The 15,882-nt window shown below is 63.0% G+C and carries 14 protein-coding genes; 8 read left to right on the top strand and 6 right to left on the bottom strand.

Annotation, left to right across the window (positions count from 1 at the left end; genetic code table 11):
* Window positions 1-72: 72 nt before the first annotated feature.
* The 3 genes from ACQKI2_RS09620 to ACQKI2_RS09610 all read right to left on the bottom strand — a co-directional run bounded on the left by ACQKI2_RS09620 (window position 73) and on the right by ACQKI2_RS09610 (window position 3,353).
* The gene (locus ACQKI2_RS09620; RefSeq protein WP_427379475.1) at window positions 73-1,113 is read right to left on the bottom strand and encodes a DUF7064 domain-containing protein; all 1,041 of its coding nucleotides are present in this window, start codon (window positions 1,111-1,113) and stop codon (window positions 73-75) included.
* Window positions 1,114-1,215: 102 nt separating this feature from the next.
* Window positions 1,216-1,938 carry a UTRA domain-containing protein gene (locus ACQKI2_RS09615; RefSeq protein WP_427379474.1) on the bottom strand — a complete coding sequence of 241 codons (723 nt, stop codon included), beginning with the start codon at window positions 1,936-1,938 and terminating at the stop codon, window positions 1,216-1,218.
* Window positions 1,939-1,982: 44 nt separating this feature from the next.
* Window positions 1,983-3,353: a formimidoylglutamate deiminase gene (locus ACQKI2_RS09610; protein WP_427379473.1), complete on the bottom strand. Its 1,371-nt coding sequence runs from the start codon at window positions 3,351-3,353 to the stop codon at window positions 1,983-1,985.
* Window positions 3,354-3,430: 77 nt separating this feature from the next.
* Here ACQKI2_RS09610 and hutI point away from each other — a divergent pair, with 77 nt between their 5' ends.
* Genes hutI through hutU form a run of 4 tightly spaced genes read left to right on the top strand, consistent with a single transcriptional unit; the run spans window position 3,431 to window position 8,667 of the window.
* Window positions 3,431-4,636: an imidazolonepropionase gene (hutI, locus tag ACQKI2_RS09605; RefSeq protein WP_427379472.1), complete on the top strand. Its 1,206-nt coding sequence runs from the start codon at window positions 3,431-3,433 to the stop codon at window positions 4,634-4,636.
* Window positions 4,633-6,174 carry a histidine ammonia-lyase gene (gene hutH, locus ACQKI2_RS09600; protein ID WP_427379471.1) on the top strand — a complete coding sequence of 514 codons (1,542 nt, stop codon included), beginning with the start codon at window positions 4,633-4,635 and terminating at the stop codon, window positions 6,172-6,174. Before hutI ends, hutH begins: the two co-directional genes overlap by 4 nt.
* Window positions 6,171-6,989 (top strand): N-formylglutamate deformylase, encoded by an 819-nt coding sequence (hutG, locus tag ACQKI2_RS09595; protein ID WP_427379470.1) that lies wholly within the window; start codon window positions 6,171-6,173, stop codon window positions 6,987-6,989. Before hutH ends, hutG begins: the two co-directional genes overlap by 4 nt.
* Before the next feature lie 10 nt (window positions 6,990-6,999).
* A complete protein-coding gene (gene hutU, locus ACQKI2_RS09590; protein WP_427379469.1) occupies window positions 7,000-8,667 on the top strand; it encodes a urocanate hydratase in 1,668 nt (555 codons plus the stop codon).
* Window positions 8,668-8,681: 14 nt separating this feature from the next.
* Here hutU and ACQKI2_RS09585 read toward each other — a convergent pair whose 3' ends face one another.
* Complete coding sequence (locus ACQKI2_RS09585) at window positions 8,682-9,230, bottom strand: lipocalin family protein (protein WP_427379468.1); 549 nt, start codon at window positions 9,228-9,230, stop codon at window positions 8,682-8,684.
* 196 nt (window positions 9,231-9,426) lie between these two features.
* Window positions 9,427-10,068, bottom strand: a complete 642-nt coding sequence (locus ACQKI2_RS09580; protein ID WP_427379467.1) for a TetR family transcriptional regulator — start codon at window positions 10,066-10,068, stop codon at window positions 9,427-9,429.
* A gap of 221 nt (window positions 10,069-10,289) precedes the next feature.
* On the opposite strand from ACQKI2_RS09580, the gene ACQKI2_RS09575 reads away from it, so the two are divergent.
* Window positions 10,290-10,661 (top strand): c-type cytochrome, encoded by a 372-nt coding sequence (locus ACQKI2_RS09575; RefSeq protein WP_427379466.1) that lies wholly within the window; start codon window positions 10,290-10,292, stop codon window positions 10,659-10,661.
* Window positions 10,662-10,672: 11 nt separating this feature from the next.
* Here the strand turns inward: ACQKI2_RS09575 and ACQKI2_RS09570 are convergent, their stop codons facing one another.
* A complete protein-coding gene (locus tag ACQKI2_RS09570) occupies window positions 10,673-12,058 on the bottom strand; it encodes an alpha/beta hydrolase family protein (RefSeq protein ID WP_427379465.1) in 1,386 nt (461 codons plus the stop codon).
* Window positions 12,059-12,369: 311 nt separating this feature from the next.
* Here ACQKI2_RS09570 and ACQKI2_RS09565 point away from each other — a divergent pair, with 311 nt between their 5' ends.
* Genes ACQKI2_RS09565 through ACQKI2_RS09555 form a run of 3 tightly spaced genes read left to right on the top strand, consistent with a single transcriptional unit; the run spans window position 12,370 to window position 15,817 of the window.
* The gene (locus ACQKI2_RS09565; RefSeq protein ID WP_427379464.1) at window positions 12,370-13,458 is read left to right on the top strand and encodes an HlyD family secretion protein; all 1,089 of its coding nucleotides are present in this window, start codon (window positions 12,370-12,372) and stop codon (window positions 13,456-13,458) included.
* Between the two features lie 2 nt (window positions 13,459-13,460).
* The gene (locus ACQKI2_RS09560; RefSeq protein WP_427379533.1) at window positions 13,461-15,101 is read left to right on the top strand and encodes a DHA2 family efflux MFS transporter permease subunit; all 1,641 of its coding nucleotides are present in this window, start codon (window positions 13,461-13,463) and stop codon (window positions 15,099-15,101) included.
* Window positions 15,102-15,124: 23 nt separating this feature from the next.
* Window positions 15,125-15,817, top strand: a complete 693-nt coding sequence (locus ACQKI2_RS09555; RefSeq protein ID WP_427379463.1) for a class I SAM-dependent methyltransferase — start codon at window positions 15,125-15,127, stop codon at window positions 15,815-15,817.
* The last annotated feature ends 65 nt before the right edge of the window (window positions 15,818-15,882 follow it).

The raw sequence follows: 15,882 nt of genomic DNA, 5'->3' as shown, positions 1-15,882 counted from the left end.
ATGCCCGGCCTGTTCTTCTTGACTGCTTTACGCCCCCGGCCCTGTGAAGCGGATTGCCTGCCTTCGCCCCCCTCAATACCCGGCCAGACGGCCCAGCGGCCGCCCATCGACGATCTGATCCAGATACTCGCTCATGCCATATCCAAGCTTCCCATCGCAGCGATACTCGGTCATCGCCTCAGTGATGCGCGTCGTCAGCTCTGTGCCATCGGGCGCCGTCCGCCGGTTGCGCAGCGGAATGAGGGAAAGCACCTTGCCGGCAACGGTATATTCCTTGCCGCTCTTTGTACGGATCTTTGCTTCCAGTTCGGTCTGGTATTCGTTTCCGTCCCAGTTGCTGGAAAGCTCGGCGGCGACAATCTGGTCATAGATGCCATCGCGGAACACCATGCCGCTCTGATGCACGCCGCCTTTGCCATCGCCCATCACATTGAACATCATGCCAAAGTCTGGCCCGAAATTCATCGGGCACCAGCGATACCATTCAATCGCCTGCCAGTGGCGCGGCCCCCAGGATTTGTCGCGCAGGCCATAGCCGTCAATCTCCAGCCGCTCGCCGCCGCACTCGATATAGCCCTTGGCGCCGCAATGCTGCTCGTAATGGGCCTTGGCGAAAGACTTCTCGGGGTCGATCTCCAGCGGCGTGCCATCGGCCTTCACCGTCTCCCCGCCATACATCGGCGAGAGGCCTGTATAGGTCATTTCCATCTTGCAGGGCAGGCGCGGATTGTTGCGGAACGCCACCTTCGGATCGGCCATCTGCCCCGGCTCCTTCAGCACCAGCAGTTCGCCGGAGTAAGTCACCTTCAGCGTCTTGAACGGTTCCACCACGTCGATCCGCAGGCCGCCCGCGTTCATCTGTGAATTGTCACTGATCTCCGGCCGCGCAAACATGAAACCAACCCGGCCATCGGGGAAGTAAACGCACATCGACATTTCGGCGTAACGCTGGTTGGGCCGGTTGCCGAGGCGGAACCACGCGCCCGCGCGCTTGCCCGCGTCGAACACGTTGAAATACATGCTTTCATTGTAATTCTCGGCGGTCCCCGGATCGTGCGTGAACTCGTCTTCCGGCGCCAGAATGGTCTTGTAGCCTTCGGCTGCTGCGGTCATGGCAAACTCCCCTGATATTCAGTTATCAGACGAACCTGCCATGCGTTTTGCGCGAGACAAGCCTGTCCTCGCGTCAGACCCCCGCCCCCTCCGGAACAGCCCTTATGCCTGCCGCCGGGTCAGCGCGCCGATGAAGGAGTGCCGGTCGCCGGGGAAAGTCTGCCATACATGCGTCACCGGCGCGCCGTTCGCCCAAGTCCGCCGCTCCAGCATCAGGCAGGGCGTCCCCTCCGCAATGTCCAGATGCGCGGCAACGCCCGCATCGGCGCCCACTGCGAAGATCCGGTGCTCGGCCTGCGACCATGGCACATGCCCCAGCAGCCAGGTGCCCGGCGGCGTCTCGGCAAAATCCTCCCCCTCGATCTCCGGCACAGCGGCCAGGCTCACCAACCGGCGCTCATAGCCAAAGGGCTGCCCATCGGCCCGGTGAACCCCGCGCAGCTCGATCAGCCGCCCCCCCTTGCCCACCAGGGCCACCTCCTCCGCCCCCTTCGCTGCCCGCACGCCCCGGTGCAACAGCCGGTAGGCATAGGCATAGCCCTTCCGTTCCAGGTCGAGGCGAATGTCGGGAATGTCCAGAATGGTGGAGTCGCTCGGCGGGTGCGCCACGAACGAGCCCGCCCGCTTGCGCCGCACGATTAACCCCCGGCTCGCCAGTTCGCTCACCGCCTTGTTCACCGTCATGCGGGAACAATCATAAATCTCCATCAACTCGCGCTCAAGCGGGATCCGGTCATCGGGTTTCAGCCCGCCCGAAAGGATCTGCCGCTCAAGGTCCAGCCGGATGCGCTCGCTGACCGATACTGTGTCGTTGCCGTCCGGCATGTGTCCCGATTTGTCCGAAAATGTCCGAATTTGTCCGTCAGATGTCACGAAATGAGCGTCCCGAGAACCGCTTTGTAGCGCGCTTCGATGCGGCTGCGGTTCACATGCCGGCCGCCTGCCACCATATGCCGGCCGCGCCGCCATACATCTGAAATCACATTACTTTTTCCCCGGAACACCCAGGCATCCAGCAGCCTGTCCCCCCCGGCTGCCGCTTCAGGCAGGCTCGCCTCGTCAATCACCATGAAATCTGCCGGATGGCCCGGCGCCAATCCCACAGAAATCCCCGCCGCCCGCCCCCCGCCGGCAAGGGCGTGCTCAAACAGGGATCGCCCCGTCGAGGCATAGCCCTCCCCGGTCATCACATTACGGGAAAGCGTCTTGAATCTCTGAGAATATTCCAGCATCCGCAGCTCGTCACCGGCGCTGATCGATACATTGGAATCAGTGCCAACGCCATAGTGTCCACCATGGGAAACAAAGGCGCGCCCGTCGAAAATCCCGTCGCCCAAATTCGCCTCGGTTACGGGGCAAAGGCCCACCACCGCCCCGCTTTTGGCTATCCCGTGGATTTCCCGGTCGTTCGTATGCGTCGCATGAACCAGGCACCAGCGCCCGTCCACCGGCGCATTGTGCAGCAACCACTCCACGGGCCGCGCGCCAGACCAGGCAAGGCAATCCCGCACTTCCTTCTCCTGCTCGGCGATATGGATGTGGATAGGCCCTTCCTTGTCCATCATCAGCAGCGTTTTCAACTCATCCGGCGTCACCGCACGCAGGCTGTGCGGCGCAATCCCCAGCACAAAATCATGTTGATTGACCGTATGCTGTCCAACATCCTCAAGCAGTCCGGCGAAGCTCTCCACATCGCTGAGAAACCGTTTCTGGCCCTCCGCTGGCGGCTGCCCGCCAAAGCCCGAATGCGCATAAAAAACCGGCAGCAGCGTCAGTCCGATGCCCGCCTCTTCTGCAGCACGCACCACCTGTCCGGCCATCTCCGCCGGGTCATCATAGCGCCACCCGTCTGGGTCGTTGTGGAGATAGTGAAACTCGCAGACGCGCGTGAACCCCGCCTCCAGCATCTCGGCATAGGCCATGGCTGTTATGGCGTGGATATCCTCCGGCCCAATCCGGCTGGCAAACCGGTAGAGTAAACTCCGCCACGACCAGAAACTGTCCTGATCCTTTCCGCGCACCTCTGTCAGCCCGGACATCGCCCTTTGAAAGGCGTGGGAATGCAGGTCTGGCAGCCCTGGCAGCACCGTCCGTCCCCGAACAGCCCCCGAAGGAGGCGCCACACCTGTAGAAATTTTTTCAATCGCCCCGCCCGAAACCGTGATCTCGACCCCGCTCGCCCAGCCGGACGGCAACAGCCCATGATCAAACCAGAGACGCTCTGAAGATTTCCCGGCCACTGGACATCCCTCCGACTCTTCTATTATGTCTATACATATTAAAAGAATATCGGCGCGAACACAACGGGGAGCGGAGGATGCCCAAAAAGCGTATCTGGACGAATGCCCGCCTCGCCACGATGTCGCCCCGCCTGCCGGGCCTCGGTATCGTCGAGAAAGGCACCCTCGCCGCCGAGGGAGAGCGGATCACCTATGCCGGCCCCGCAGATCAGGCGCCCCCGGCAGACGGGCATGAAGTCGTCGATTGCGAAGGCCGCTGGCTGCTCCCCGGCCTGATAGATTGCCATACGCATCTGGTTTGGGCAGGCAGCCGCGCACATGAGTTCGAACTACGCCTCGCCGGCGCCAGCTATGAGGAAATCGCCCGCGCTGGTGGCGGCATCCGCTCCACCGTCAGCGCAGTCCGCGCCGCCAGTGAAGCTCAGCTTGTCGCCGAAAGCCTGCCTCGGCTTGACGCGCTGATCGGCGAAGGCGTCACCACTATCGAGATAAAGTCCGGATACGGATTGAGTGTCAAACATGAACTTAAGCAGCTCCGCGCCGCCCGCGCGCTTGGCAAGGCCCGCCCGGTAGATGTCGAAACCACTCTCCTCGCCGCCCATGCCCTGCCGCCGGAATATGAGGGCCGCGCCGATGCCTACATTGATCTTGTCTGCAACGAGATCATCCCGGCGGCGGCAAAGGCCGGTGTCGCCAGCGCAGTTGACGCCTTCTGCGAAACCATCGGCTTCACGCGGCGGCAGACAGACCGTGTGCTATCCGCCGCGCGCCAGCATGGCCTCGCGGTAAAGCTCCACGCTGACCAACTGTCAAATCTTCAGGGGGGCGCCCTCGCTGCCCGCCACAATGCGCTGTCTGCAGATCATCTGGAACATCTCGACGAAGCCGGCATCGCCGCCATGGCCGCCTCGGGCACGGTCGCCGTCATACTGCCCGGCGCCTATTATTTCCTGCGCGACACCCACGCCCCGCCGCTCGATGCATTGCGCAAGGCCGGCGTTTCCCTCGCAATTTCAACAGACTGCAACCCCGGCACATCTCCGCTCACCTCCCTGCTCCTCGCCATGAACATGGGCGCCACCCTCTTCCGTATGACGGTCGAGGAATGCCTTCTTGGCACCACACGCCACGCCGCCCGCGCGCTCGGCCTTCAAGAAGAAACCGGAACACTCGAGCCCGAAAAACTCTGCAATCTGAGCATCTGGGACATCGAGCGCCCGGCAGAACTCGTCAGCAATATGGGCCTCAACCGGCTCCACACCCGCATCTGGAGAGGTCAATGAGCGACATCATCCTGACACCCGGCGCCGTGCCGCTCAGCTATTGGCGCGCCGTGTGGCTTGGCGCGGCCCCTCGCCTCTCGGCGGAATGCCAGGATGCCGTCGCGGCCAGCGCCGCTGCCGTCGCGCGCATCCTCGCCAAGGGCAAGCCCGTCTACGGCATCAATACCGGCTTCGGAAAGCTCGCCACAGTCCGCATTCCGGACGATCAGCTTGAAACCCTCCAGCGCAACATCGTCCTCTCTCATGCCGCTGGCGTTGGCGATCCCTCCCCGGCCGGTATCGTCCGCCTGATGATGGCCCTCAAGATGACCAATCTGGGGCGCGGCGCCTCGGGCGTGCGCCCGGAAACCATAGCGCTGATGGAAGCCATGCTCGCGGCAGACCTGCTGCCTCTCATCCCCTCGCAAGGTTCGGTCGGCGCCTCGGGAGACCTCGCCCCGCTCGCCCACATGGCCTGCGCCATGATCGGCGTCGGGGAGGTGTTTCTGAATGGCGAGCGGATGAACACCGAAGCAGGCTTTGCCGGAGCTGGCCTCTCGCCGCTGCCTGCCCTCGCCGCCAAGGAGGGCCTTGCCCTGCTCAATGGAACGCAGTTCTCCACCGCCTGCGCGCTCGCCGGCCTTTTTGAGGCGGAGCGCATCCTGCAATCCTCCCTCATCACCGGCGCGCTCTCCACCGAGGCGGCCAAAGGCTCAGACGCGCCCTTCGATGCCCGCATCCACCAGTTGCGCGGCCATCAGGGCCAGATCGATTGCGCCGCCACATTGCGGGCGCTCATGGCGGGGTCTGCCATCCGAGCCTCGCATCTGGAAAACGATACCCGCGTCCAGGATCCTTACTGCATCCGCTGCCAGCCCCAGGTCGCGGGCGCCGCGCTCACCCTGCTGCGGCAGGCCGCCGAGACGCTGCTGACCGAGGCCAACGGCGTCTCCGACAATCCCCTGATCTTTCCGGAGACGGACGAAGCCCTCTCCGGCGGGAATTTCCATGCCGAGCCCGTCGCCTTCACCGCCGATACGATCGCCATGGCCCTCTGCGAGATCGGCTCCATTGCCGAGCGCCGCATCGCCATGCTGGTCGATCCTGCCCTCTCCGGTGTGCCCGCCTTCCTCACGCCGCAGCCGGGCCTTAACTCCGGTTTCATGATCCCGCAGGTCACCGCTGCCGCCCTCGTCTCCGAAAACAAGCAGATGGCCTTCCCCGCCAGCGTCGATTCCATCCCCACTTCCGCCAATCAGGAAGACCATGTGTCCATGGCAGCGCATGGTGCCCGCCGTTTGCTGAAGATGGCGAAGAATGTGGACTATGTACTCGGCATCGAGCTTATCGCCGCTGCTCAGGCGTGCGATTTCCATGCGCCGCTGAAATCCAGCATCGCGCTTGAATCCCTGCGCGCCCTCGTCCGGTCCAGAGTGGCGCCGCTGGATCATGACCGCCTCATGCACCCGGATATCGAGGCTGCCACCGGCCTTATCCGCAACGGCGCGGCCCTCCGCAGCGTGCAGATGCAGCTCCCCTCGCTGGAGGCAGACGCATGACCGGCTGGCTCACCATCCGAGAGGGCACCCGTCCCCTCATCGTCACTTTCCCGCATACAGGCACATCCCTGCCGGAAGATCTTGCCGGCCATTTCGTCTCGCCTGAGCGCGCCCGGCGCGATACTGACTGGTGGGTAGACCAGCTCTATGCCTTCGCAGCCGAGATGGGCGCCACTATCATTCACACAGCCATCTCCCGCTCCGTCATCGATGTGAACCGCGATCCTTCGGGCGCTTCGCTCTATCCCGGCCAGAACACCACCACCCTCTGTCCCCTGACGACCTTTGACGGCGCCCCGCTCTACAAGCCGGGCAAGGAACCGAATGACGCAGACGTCTCCCGGCGCCGCGCCGCCTTCCACACCCCCTATCACCACGCGATAGAAGACCAGATCGCCCGCCTACGCGCCGCTCACGGCAAGGTCGTCCTCTACGACGCCCATTCCATCCGCTCACAGATCCCGGACCTGTTCGAGGGCCTTTTGCCGGTGTTCAATGTCGGCACCAATTATCAGACCACCTGCGCGCCGGCGCTCGCCGAAAAGGTCACGGGCCTCTGCGCTGCGTCGGGCCAGCCCACCGTTCTGGACGGTCGTTTCCGGGGCGGATGGACCGTGCGTCATCACGGGGCGCCCGCCAGCGGCGCCCATGCCATCCAGATGGAACTCTCCTGCCGCGGCTATCTGCGCGAACCCATCGGCCAGGTCGCAGACGCTGACTGGCCCGTTCCTTTCGACGCCCATTATGCCGCTCCGATAACCGAAACCCTGCGCCAGGTGCTCGCCGCCTGTCTCGCCTTCGCCGAAACGCCCTGAGGAGGCCCCCATGCCCTATCCCGCCAATATCCGCGAAATCCGCGCGCCTCGGGGCACAGAACTGACCGCGCAAAGTTGGCTAACGGAAGCGCCCCTCCGGATGCTGATGAACAATCTTGATCCCGATGTGGCAGAACGCCCCGAAGATCTTGTCGTCTATGGCGGCATCGGCCGCGCCGCGCGCGACTGGGAAGCCTATGAAGCAATCGTTTCCACTCTGAAACGCCTCAAGGACGACGAGACCCTCCTCATTCAGTCCGGCAAGCCCGTCGGCGTTTTCCGCACGCATAGCGACGCGCCCCGCGTGCTGCTCGCAAACTCGAACCTCGTTCCCAAATGGGCCCACTGGGACCATTTCAACGAACTCGACCGCAAGGGCCTGATGATGTACGGCCAGATGACGGCCGGTAGCTGGGTCTATATCGGCGCGCAAGGCATCGTTCAGGGAACGTATGAAACCTTCGCCGAGATGGGCAGGCAGCATTATGGCGGAAACCTGAAAGGCAAATGGCTGCTCACCGCCGGGCTCGGCGGCATGGGCGGGGCTCAGCCATTGGCATCTGTTTTTGCGGGCGCCGCCTGCCTCGCCATAGAATGCCAGCTTTCCAGCATCGAAATGCGCCTGCGCACCGGCTATCTCGATGCGTGGACGGATGACCTCGAAAAAGCCCTCGCGATGATTGACGAGAGCTGCGCTTCCGGAACGCCGAAATCCATCGGCCTCCTGGGCAATGCTTGCGAGATTCTCCCGAAAATTCTGGAACTTGGCCGCCTGCCGGACCTGTTGACCGACCAGACCTCTGCCCATGATCCCATCAATGGATACCTGCCCGAGGGCTGGAGCGTGGAGGAATGGACGTCCCGCCGCATCGGCGATCCCAAGACTGTGGAAAAGGCCGCCCGCGCCTCGATGGCCAAACATGTTCGCGCCATGCTGGAGTTCCAGAAACGCGGCGTCCCCACGGTCGATTACGGCAACAACATCCGCCAGGTGGCTTTGGATGAAGGCGTGGCCGATGCCTTTAACTTCCCTGGCTTTGTGCCTGCCTATATCCGCCCGCTTTTCTGCCGCGGCATCGGGCCTTTTCGCTGGGCCGCGCTTTCAGGGGACCCTGAAGACATCTACAAGACAGATCAGAAGGTGAAGGAACTGATCCCCGGAAATCCCCACCTTCATAACTGGCTGGACATGGCCCGCGAACGGATCAAATTCCAAGGCCTTCCCGCGCGCATCTGCTGGGTGGGCCTGGGGGATCGCCACCGCCTCGGCCTCGCTTTCAACGAGATGGTGGCGAGCGGGGAACTCAAGGCCCCCGTCGTCATCGGACGCGATCACCTGGACTCCGGCTCTGTCGCCTCGCCCAACCGCGAAACCGAAGCCATGCAGGATGGCTCCGATGCGGTCTCAGACTGGCCGCTCCTGAACGCCCTGCTCAACTGCGCCTCAGGCGCCACCTGGGTATCCCTCCACCATGGGGGCGGCGTCGGCATGGGCTATTCCCAGCACGCCGGCATGGTTATCTGCTGCGACGGCACGGAAGCCGCCGCCCGACGCATCGAACGTGTACTGTGGAATGACCCGGCCACCGGCGTCATGCGCCATGCTGATGCCGGCTATGATATCGCCATAGACTGCGCGCGCCAGAATGGCCTTGACCTGCCCAGCCTCAAAGGCTGAGCAGGCCGCACGGTTCAAGCCGGGTTGCCCGCATACACCAGAGGCTCGATCTCAAAGCCAAGATCTTCGGCTTTCTTCAGAATACGGTCGAGTGTCGCCTGCGGGGGATCAGGCTCACGCGCCAGGATCCACAGATACTTCCCGCTCGGCGCGCCGACCAACACTGCCGAATAGTCCGGCTCCAGATAAAGCACCCAATAGTCGCCCTCTGCAAACGGCACCCAGGACGGGGCAAACTTCACCTTCAGCTTCGCCCCGTTCGATCCTTCCACCACGCGCGCCTTGCCCTCGGCAACGTCACTCTCGCCATCTTCCTTGGTGCAGGAATTCTTCACCGAAATCTTGCCATCGGGCAGCTGAGCATATTCCGCTGTTGCCGTCACACATCCGCGCTCAAACCAGTTCGGATAGCGCGCAATCTCGTGCCATTTTCCCACATAGCGGTCGAGATCCACGGAAGCCACTGTTGGCAGCTCCGCGCTCGTCTGCCGATAATCCGGCTGCGACATGCACGCGCCAAGCAGCAGCGCAGAAACCGGCAACAGCGCATACCCGATTTTCATTCCATCTCCCTTTCCGTCGTAAATAGCCCGCCTTCAGAGACATCAACTGATACCGCCGCTATTCGTTGCCACGCCTTTGCGGAGCGGCAACGGCACGGTCAGCCGGGCTCACAGAGCTTCGCCATATTGTACGAAACCTCACAGCGACTGGATCAGCGCGCAGCAGAACTCATGGCGATTGAAGGGAGGCTGCCCGCTACTTCGCGATGCCGCGCAGCACGGTCTCCGCCGCAAAGGCGGCATATTCACGGGCCAGTTCCTGCCCCACTTTCTTTTCCCCGATCATCTCGCGCAGCGTGATACGGGTGGAGAAGATATACTGGCAGGCACCATTGATGAGGAAATAGACGTACTTGTAATCGACCTCGCGGAACTGCCCTGCGGCGATGCCGGCGGTGATAATCTGCTTCTGCGCCTCGATCAGCGGCAGGAGGAAGCTGGACCATATCTGCCGCGTGCCTTCGGCCTCCGGATCATCCAGAAAATGCTCCAGCAGGCGGTTGAGATAGGGAAAGCGCGAATAGGTGCGGATGATCCCCTGAATATGCACCCGCAGCTTGGTGGCCGGGTCCAGGTTCATCGCCATCAGCTCGGTCAGCTGCTTGATGGACTGTGCCGTATCGCGCTGCGCCAGGGCCAGCAGCAGGCCATCCTTGGAGCCGAAATGGTATTTCACCAACGGCGCCGTCACGCCCGCGCGCTTGGCAATCTGGTGGAGGGAAACGTCGATGGAGCCGATTTCCGACATCAACTCCCCGGCGGCCTCCAGCAGCATTTCGCGCCCTGAGCGTTCCGCAACGGCATCCACCAATTCAATGTTCTCCGGTGTGCCGGCCATTTACATACCACCCCTCACTTCGCGTTACTTGATGAACGAAAAGCCCAGGAGGCGCAAGCATCGGGGGCTGGCCGGGCGCCAGCAGGGCGGCAGGGATGGCTGGCAGCAGGGAATCGATCCGCCTGCGGCTGAAACCGGCGCCCACCCCGCGCATATCCCTGAGTTGACAGCAGTCGAGCCCCACACGACCCTGCGCAAAAACCACCAAGGGAGTCGGGCACATGGCAGGCTATATTCTGAAACCGGCAGCGGCAGGCAGTTTCCTTCTCCTGGCAGGCTTCGGCCTTCTGGCGGGCTGTTCCAGAGAGGCGGGGGAAGCGCCTGCCGCGTCAGAGGCCAGCGCCACGATGCCCGGCCGCCAGATTGCTGAAACCCTTTGCGCGGGGTGCCATGCCATTGGCCTTGAAGGGCAAAGCCCCCATGCCGATGCCCCACCCTTCCGCACGCTTTCGGAAAAATACCCTGTCCGCCTTCTGGAAGAGGCCCTCGCCGAAGGCATCGCCGTTGGCCATGAGGATATGCCGGAATTTCAGCTCGAGGCCGATCAGGTGGAACAGCTGATCGTCTATCTGGAATCCATCCAGGCGAAATAGAAGAACTCCCATCAGCGGCTCGGCAAAATCACCGCTTCAGGATAGCCCCCCGGCACCACCTGAACACCAGCGGCGAAATCTGCGACCATCTCGAAATAGCCGGGCGCTATATGGGTGAATTCCCGCGAGCCGTCCGGCAGGATATCGAAGCCGCGCATGCCGTGATCATAACCGGGATATTCCGCAATAGTGACTGGACGGCCTTCATATTGGAGGCTTTTCAACCTCGAACGGGTGTAGGCGGGCGGCGCATCCCGGTCAGCGCCCGCAAGAACCCAGAGGACTGGCGCTTTGACCTGGCGCAGGACAGGTTCGCCCTCATGCCGCCAGCTGGTGCCGACCGACCGCAGCGGACCGGCCACCCGCAGCATGACCTCGGAATGCTGCAGGATCTCGCCTGTGAACTCGCCTTTGACATGGCGATACCAAGGCGCGTCCTTATAGATTTTCTTCAGGTTTTCGAGTTCCGCAAAGCCTGACTTGAAGTCTGACGCCATAACCGTTCCGGCCGCATCCGCCAGCATGCCTGCAGCCATCTGCACCTCCGGCCCAAAGCCGGCTTCGGCCACATCCTGAACAGTCTGCGCGCGATTTTCTGCCAGCGGGCTTTCCAGCAGGCCGTAGGAAACGATGACGAAATCCGGCTTCACCGACACCGCCGCCATCGGCGCCACCCAGCCGCCCTGGCTGGCCCCATGCAGGCCAAATCTTCCAAGACGCTGGCCCGCCAGACGGCGCGCCTCGGCAGAGGCAGCAACGGCATCGGCCGCCAGCAGGCTGAAATCCTGCGTATAGTCTCCTTTGGACGCCCCTGTGCCACGCTTGTCATAGATGAAGACGCCCACACCCTGCAGAGGCAGGAGATGTTGGAACCCATCATAGGCGAGCGCAGAATACCGCCCCGATCCATGCACCTGCACCACCACAGGCACCGTCTCGGCGCCCGCCGGCAGGATCAACCGCCCGGCGAGTTGTGTGCCTTTGGCGCCGGTGAAGACCGTATCCTGAACCGTCACCTCAACCGGGACGGCCCAGGCGCCCTCAAACTGGGTGAGCCCCCCTTCGCAGGCGAACTCGATCTGCCGGTCTTCAAGCCTGTCACTCCAGCCGATATAGGCTTTCCAGGCTTCATTCTCGAACACGAACCGCCCGGTCTGGCCATCCAGCGCGCGCCAGCGCAGCCCTTCCTCCATCGCGGTGACGGCAAGGCCGCCGCCATTCTCAAGCTGCCAGCTGCCGCCACAGGCCGGGTCGCCGGCCACCGGGCCGGCAGCCAGGCCCGGAATGGACGGCATGGCCGGAAGGGCTGGCATTTCGGGAAGGCTTGGCATCCGGCTGGAACAGGAAACCAGCAACCCCGCCATCAGCGCCGCAGTCATTATGCCCAGCGTTTTCATGCCCGCGAATCCCCGCCGTTTCTGTTGTCCTTACTGACAGCAATGACGCCCCTTGCCGGTAAACACAACGATCTGCCGGAAGCCGGAATAATAACGCTTGATTGCCTTAGGGTTATGTCCCGCTCAAATACGATATGTGGCAGATGAGGACGGCCAACGTCCCGCGAAACAGCCACGACAGGGAGGAAAAAATCCGGCGCTGTTTTAGCCGGTCACGGGCCATGGAAGGCGATTCACAATCCTTTGCCGCAGAGACGGAACCGACCGCACGGCAGCGCGCGGCAGCGTTTGTCCGGTCGCGGCGCGGACGCATGTGGATCGCGGGGGCGGCGACCCTGATCCTGCTGGTTCTGGGCATCCGTTTCCTGATGGACCGGGGGGCTTATGTCTCCACGTCCGACGCCCGTATCGCCGCCGAGATGATTGCCGTCTCCACCGACATTTCCGGACGCATCACCAGTGTTCAGGTGAAGGAGGGCGACCGGGTATCTGCGGGAGATATTCTTTACACCATTGATGACCGCGAAGCCGTGTTCACGCTGGCCCAGCTTGAGGCGGAAGCGACCCGGCTGCGCGCCGAAATGGCGCGTGAGGAAACGCGCGCTGGCCTTGCCACCTCCAAGGCGGGAAGCGAAGTGGCCGCGCGCCGGGCCGGCACCGTGTCAGCGGTCGCCAGTGTTGAAGCCGCCCGCTCCAATCTCGAGATCGCCCAGCGCGACTATGACCGCACCAAGGATCTGTTCGACCGGGGGCTTATGCCTCAATCCAATCTCGACCAGGCCAAGAATGTGCTCGACACGCGCGCCCAGGCCCTGCGGCGGGCGCAGGCCGAGCGGGAAACCGCCGCCGCCGACCACCGCACGGCCAGCATCGCGGGCCAGGAGGTTCGCCTCATCGACTATGAGCTGACCGTACTGCGCGCGGGGCTGGATCAGGCGGAGGCGCGGGTAGAGGCGCAGAAGGTAGTGGTGGAACAACACACCATCCGTAGTCCAATCGACGGAGTGGTAGACGAATTGTTCTTCGACAATGGCGAACATTCCCTGCGCGGCTACCGGATGGCCCTGCTCCATGATCCCGATGCCGTCTGGGTATCGGCTAACATCAAGGAGACCGACATCCGGCATGTGCGCCCCTCTGCGCCCGTGCAGGTGCGCGCCGACAGTGACCCGTCCCACCCCATTTCCGGACGGGTAACCCGCGTGCATGATGCCACCGTCGGCGAAGCTGCGATGATGCCCAATCCCAATGCCAACGGCGTTTTCACCAAGATCACGCAGCGCATACGGGTGCGGATAGACCTGGAGCCGACGCAGGTGGAGCTGCGGCCTGGAACGATGGTGCGGGTGCGTATCCGCAAGACAGACGCCGGCACAGGGGCAAGCGGAGAAACGGCGTGACGATGGCGCCCGGCATTCTGCCCGCAGGCAGGCCCAGCCGTGAACGCAGCCCCGCGCCCATCGATATCCCCGCCATGGCCGGACCATCGGTGCGGGCGCAGTTCGAACGATTTGGCGGGATGTATCGCTGGATCCTGCTGTTCACGATGCTGACCGGCTCCATGGCGACCATGCTGGCCGCAACGACAATCAATGTCGCGCTGCCTGCCATCATCGGTGCTTTTGGCCTTGGCCAGGATCAGGCGCAATGGATGTCGACGGCGTTCCTCGCCTCGTCCACCATCGCCATGCTGGCAAATGCCTGGGCGATGGCGACGTTCGGGCCGCGCGCAACTTACACCTTCGGCATGATCGTGTTCGTGATCGGATCATTGCTGGGCGCGTTCAGCAGCACGCTGGAGCTGCTGATCCTGTCTCGGGGATTGCAGGGCATATCAGCGGGCCTGTTGCAGCCGATGTCGATGTTCCTGATCTTCCAGACCTTTCCGGACAACAAGCGCGGCATGGCGATGGGCGTGTTCTCCATTGGCGTGGTGCTGGCGCCCGCCTTTGGCCCGGCGCTGGGCGGGATTGCCGTGGACCTGGCGAGCTGGCGGCTGGTTTTTGTAGCTACCCTGCCCCTCGCCCTGGTTGCCATGGCGATTGCGCCTTTCCTGATGCCGAAGGGAGACCGCAATCCCAACATGCCGCGCCCGCCGCTCGACTGGCAGGGCCTCAGCCTGCTGGCAATTGCCGTGGTCGGATTATTGGCGGCTTTTGCCGGCGGTAACCGGGATGGCTGGGATTCGGACAAGACCCTGCTGCGCTTTGGCATCGGCATTGTGGCGGGCATCCTGTTTTTCCTGTGGGAACGCGGGCATCCATTCCCGGCACTGAACCCCAAGATTTTCTCCTATCGCCAGTTCTGGTCTGCCGGGCTGATCATCTCTGCCACGGGCATCGCGATCTATGGATCAACCTATCTCATTCCGATGTTCGTGCAGCTAGTGCAGGGGTATTCGCCAACAGCGGCAGGCGTGATGATGATCCCGGCGGGAATTGCCATGATGATCGGCTTTCCGATTGCGGGCCGGCTGACTGACAGGATGGATGCGCGCTGGCTCTTGGGCTTTGGTATCATCAGCTTTGCGGTCTCTGCCTGGCTGCTGTCGCATGTTTCGGCGATGACGCCCTATTGGGTGCTGGTGGGATGGATCGTGCTGAGCCGGATCGGCATCAGTTTCTGCATGCCGCCTTCCAACACAACGGCAGCGCGGGCTGTGCCGCCGCATCTGCTGGCCTCGGCAGCGGGCGGCGTGTCGTTCCTTATGCAGGTGGGCGGCGCATTCGGGGTGAACCTCCTCGCCATCATCCTGCAGCGGCGCACGATCTTCCACGGCGACCATCTATCGGCTGCGCTGAATGAAACGAATGCCGAGATGATGTACCAGCATGCGCTTCAGGCGCAGACGCTGGAGATGCGGGGGATGGCGCAGGTGCAGGCGTTTCAGTCTGCGTTTGGCGTTTTGAATCAGAAGGTTGCCGCAGAGGCGCTGGTGTATGCATTCCGGGACTGCTTCTTCATTATCTTCGTCTGGTTTGTGTTTGTGCTGGGCGCGCTTGCCTTGATGCCGAAGCCAAAGATGGTACAGCCGCCCAGCTAGGCATTTCTCACAGGGCAGCGGCATTGGCGGCGACAGACACTCTCGCGCGGAACCGGGCGTTCATTGCGGCCAATACACGGCTGGCGCCGGTGGACGGATTGCCGCTGCCACATCGCAAGCCTTTGGAAACACTGCGTATCTGGCAGGCTGACGAAATCACGCCGATCTGGTCTGCCACCGAGGCTGACCTTGACCGGCAGGGCATTGAGCCGCCCTTCTGGGCCTTTCCCTGGGCGGGGGGACAGGCGGTGGCGCGGCTGATCCTGGAGCGGCCGGAGATCGTGCGGGGCAAGCGCGTGCTGGATATTGCCTGCGGCAGCGGGATGGTGGGCATTGCAGCAGCAGCGGCGAGCGCACGCGAAGTGTGGGTGAATGACATCGACCCGATCTGCGAGGCGGCGGCGCAACTGAATGCCGAGGCCAATGGCGTGTCGCTGTGCTGGCTAGCGGGGAACCTGCTGGACAGGTCACCCCCGGATGTGGATGTGATCCTGGCGGGGGATATCTTCTACGAGATGACGATGGCCGCGCGGTTTCTGCAATGGCTGAAACAGGCGGCAGCGCAAGGGGTGGCCACCTATGCCGGAGATCCGGGGCGGGCCTATGCGCCAGAGAGCGAGGCCGGACTGATGGCGGAGTACGAGATTGCCACCACGATGGAGCTGGAGAGCGTGGAACAGCGCCGCGCCCGCGTTTGGAATATATCTGTATACTGATTATTTAGCGCAGGTTTGCATTTGGCATGGCCGGTTGACCGCGCTGCCTCTCAGGCGCGTGTGCA

Origin of the sequence: Hyphomonas sp. NPDC076881 (assembly GCF_050269995.1) — a bacterium.
Lineage (GTDB): Bacteria > Pseudomonadota > Alphaproteobacteria > Caulobacterales > Hyphomonadaceae > Hyphomonas.
Note: the sequence above shows the minus strand (reverse complement) of the source record. Positions and strands in the feature narration are given on the sequence as shown.

What these genes read in the sequence shown, in the direction of transcription:
- ACQKI2_RS09620 (WP_427379475.1), bottom strand. Translation starts at nt 1,113, where the DNA reads ATGACCGCAGCAGCCGAAGGCTACAAGACCATTCTGGCGCCGGAAGAC.
- ACQKI2_RS09615 (WP_427379474.1), bottom strand. Translation starts at nt 1,938, where the DNA reads ATGCCGGACGGCAACGACACAGTATCGGTCAGCGAGCGCATCCGGCTG.
- hutI (WP_427379472.1), top strand. Translation starts at nt 3,431, where the DNA reads ATGCCCAAAAAGCGTATCTGGACGAATGCCCGCCTCGCCACGATGTCG.
- hutH (WP_427379471.1), top strand. Translation starts at nt 4,633, where the DNA reads ATGAGCGACATCATCCTGACACCCGGCGCCGTGCCGCTCAGCTATTGG.
- hutG (WP_427379470.1), top strand. Translation starts at nt 6,171, where the DNA reads ATGACCGGCTGGCTCACCATCCGAGAGGGCACCCGTCCCCTCATCGTC.
- hutU (WP_427379469.1), top strand. Translation starts at nt 7,000, where the DNA reads ATGCCCTATCCCGCCAATATCCGCGAAATCCGCGCGCCTCGGGGCACA.
- ACQKI2_RS09585 (WP_427379468.1), bottom strand. Translation starts at nt 9,230, where the DNA reads ATGAAAATCGGGTATGCGCTGTTGCCGGTTTCTGCGCTGCTGCTTGGC.
- ACQKI2_RS09580 (WP_427379467.1), bottom strand. Translation starts at nt 10,068, where the DNA reads ATGGCCGGCACACCGGAGAACATTGAATTGGTGGATGCCGTTGCGGAA.
- ACQKI2_RS09575 (WP_427379466.1), top strand. Translation starts at nt 10,290, where the DNA reads ATGGCAGGCTATATTCTGAAACCGGCAGCGGCAGGCAGTTTCCTTCTC.
- ACQKI2_RS09570 (WP_427379465.1), bottom strand. Translation starts at nt 12,058, where the DNA reads ATGAAAACGCTGGGCATAATGACTGCGGCGCTGATGGCGGGGTTGCTG.
- ACQKI2_RS09565 (WP_427379464.1), top strand. Translation starts at nt 12,370, where the DNA reads ATGTGGATCGCGGGGGCGGCGACCCTGATCCTGCTGGTTCTGGGCATC.
- ACQKI2_RS09560 (WP_427379533.1), top strand. Translation starts at nt 13,461, where the DNA reads ATGGCGCCCGGCATTCTGCCCGCAGGCAGGCCCAGCCGTGAACGCAGC.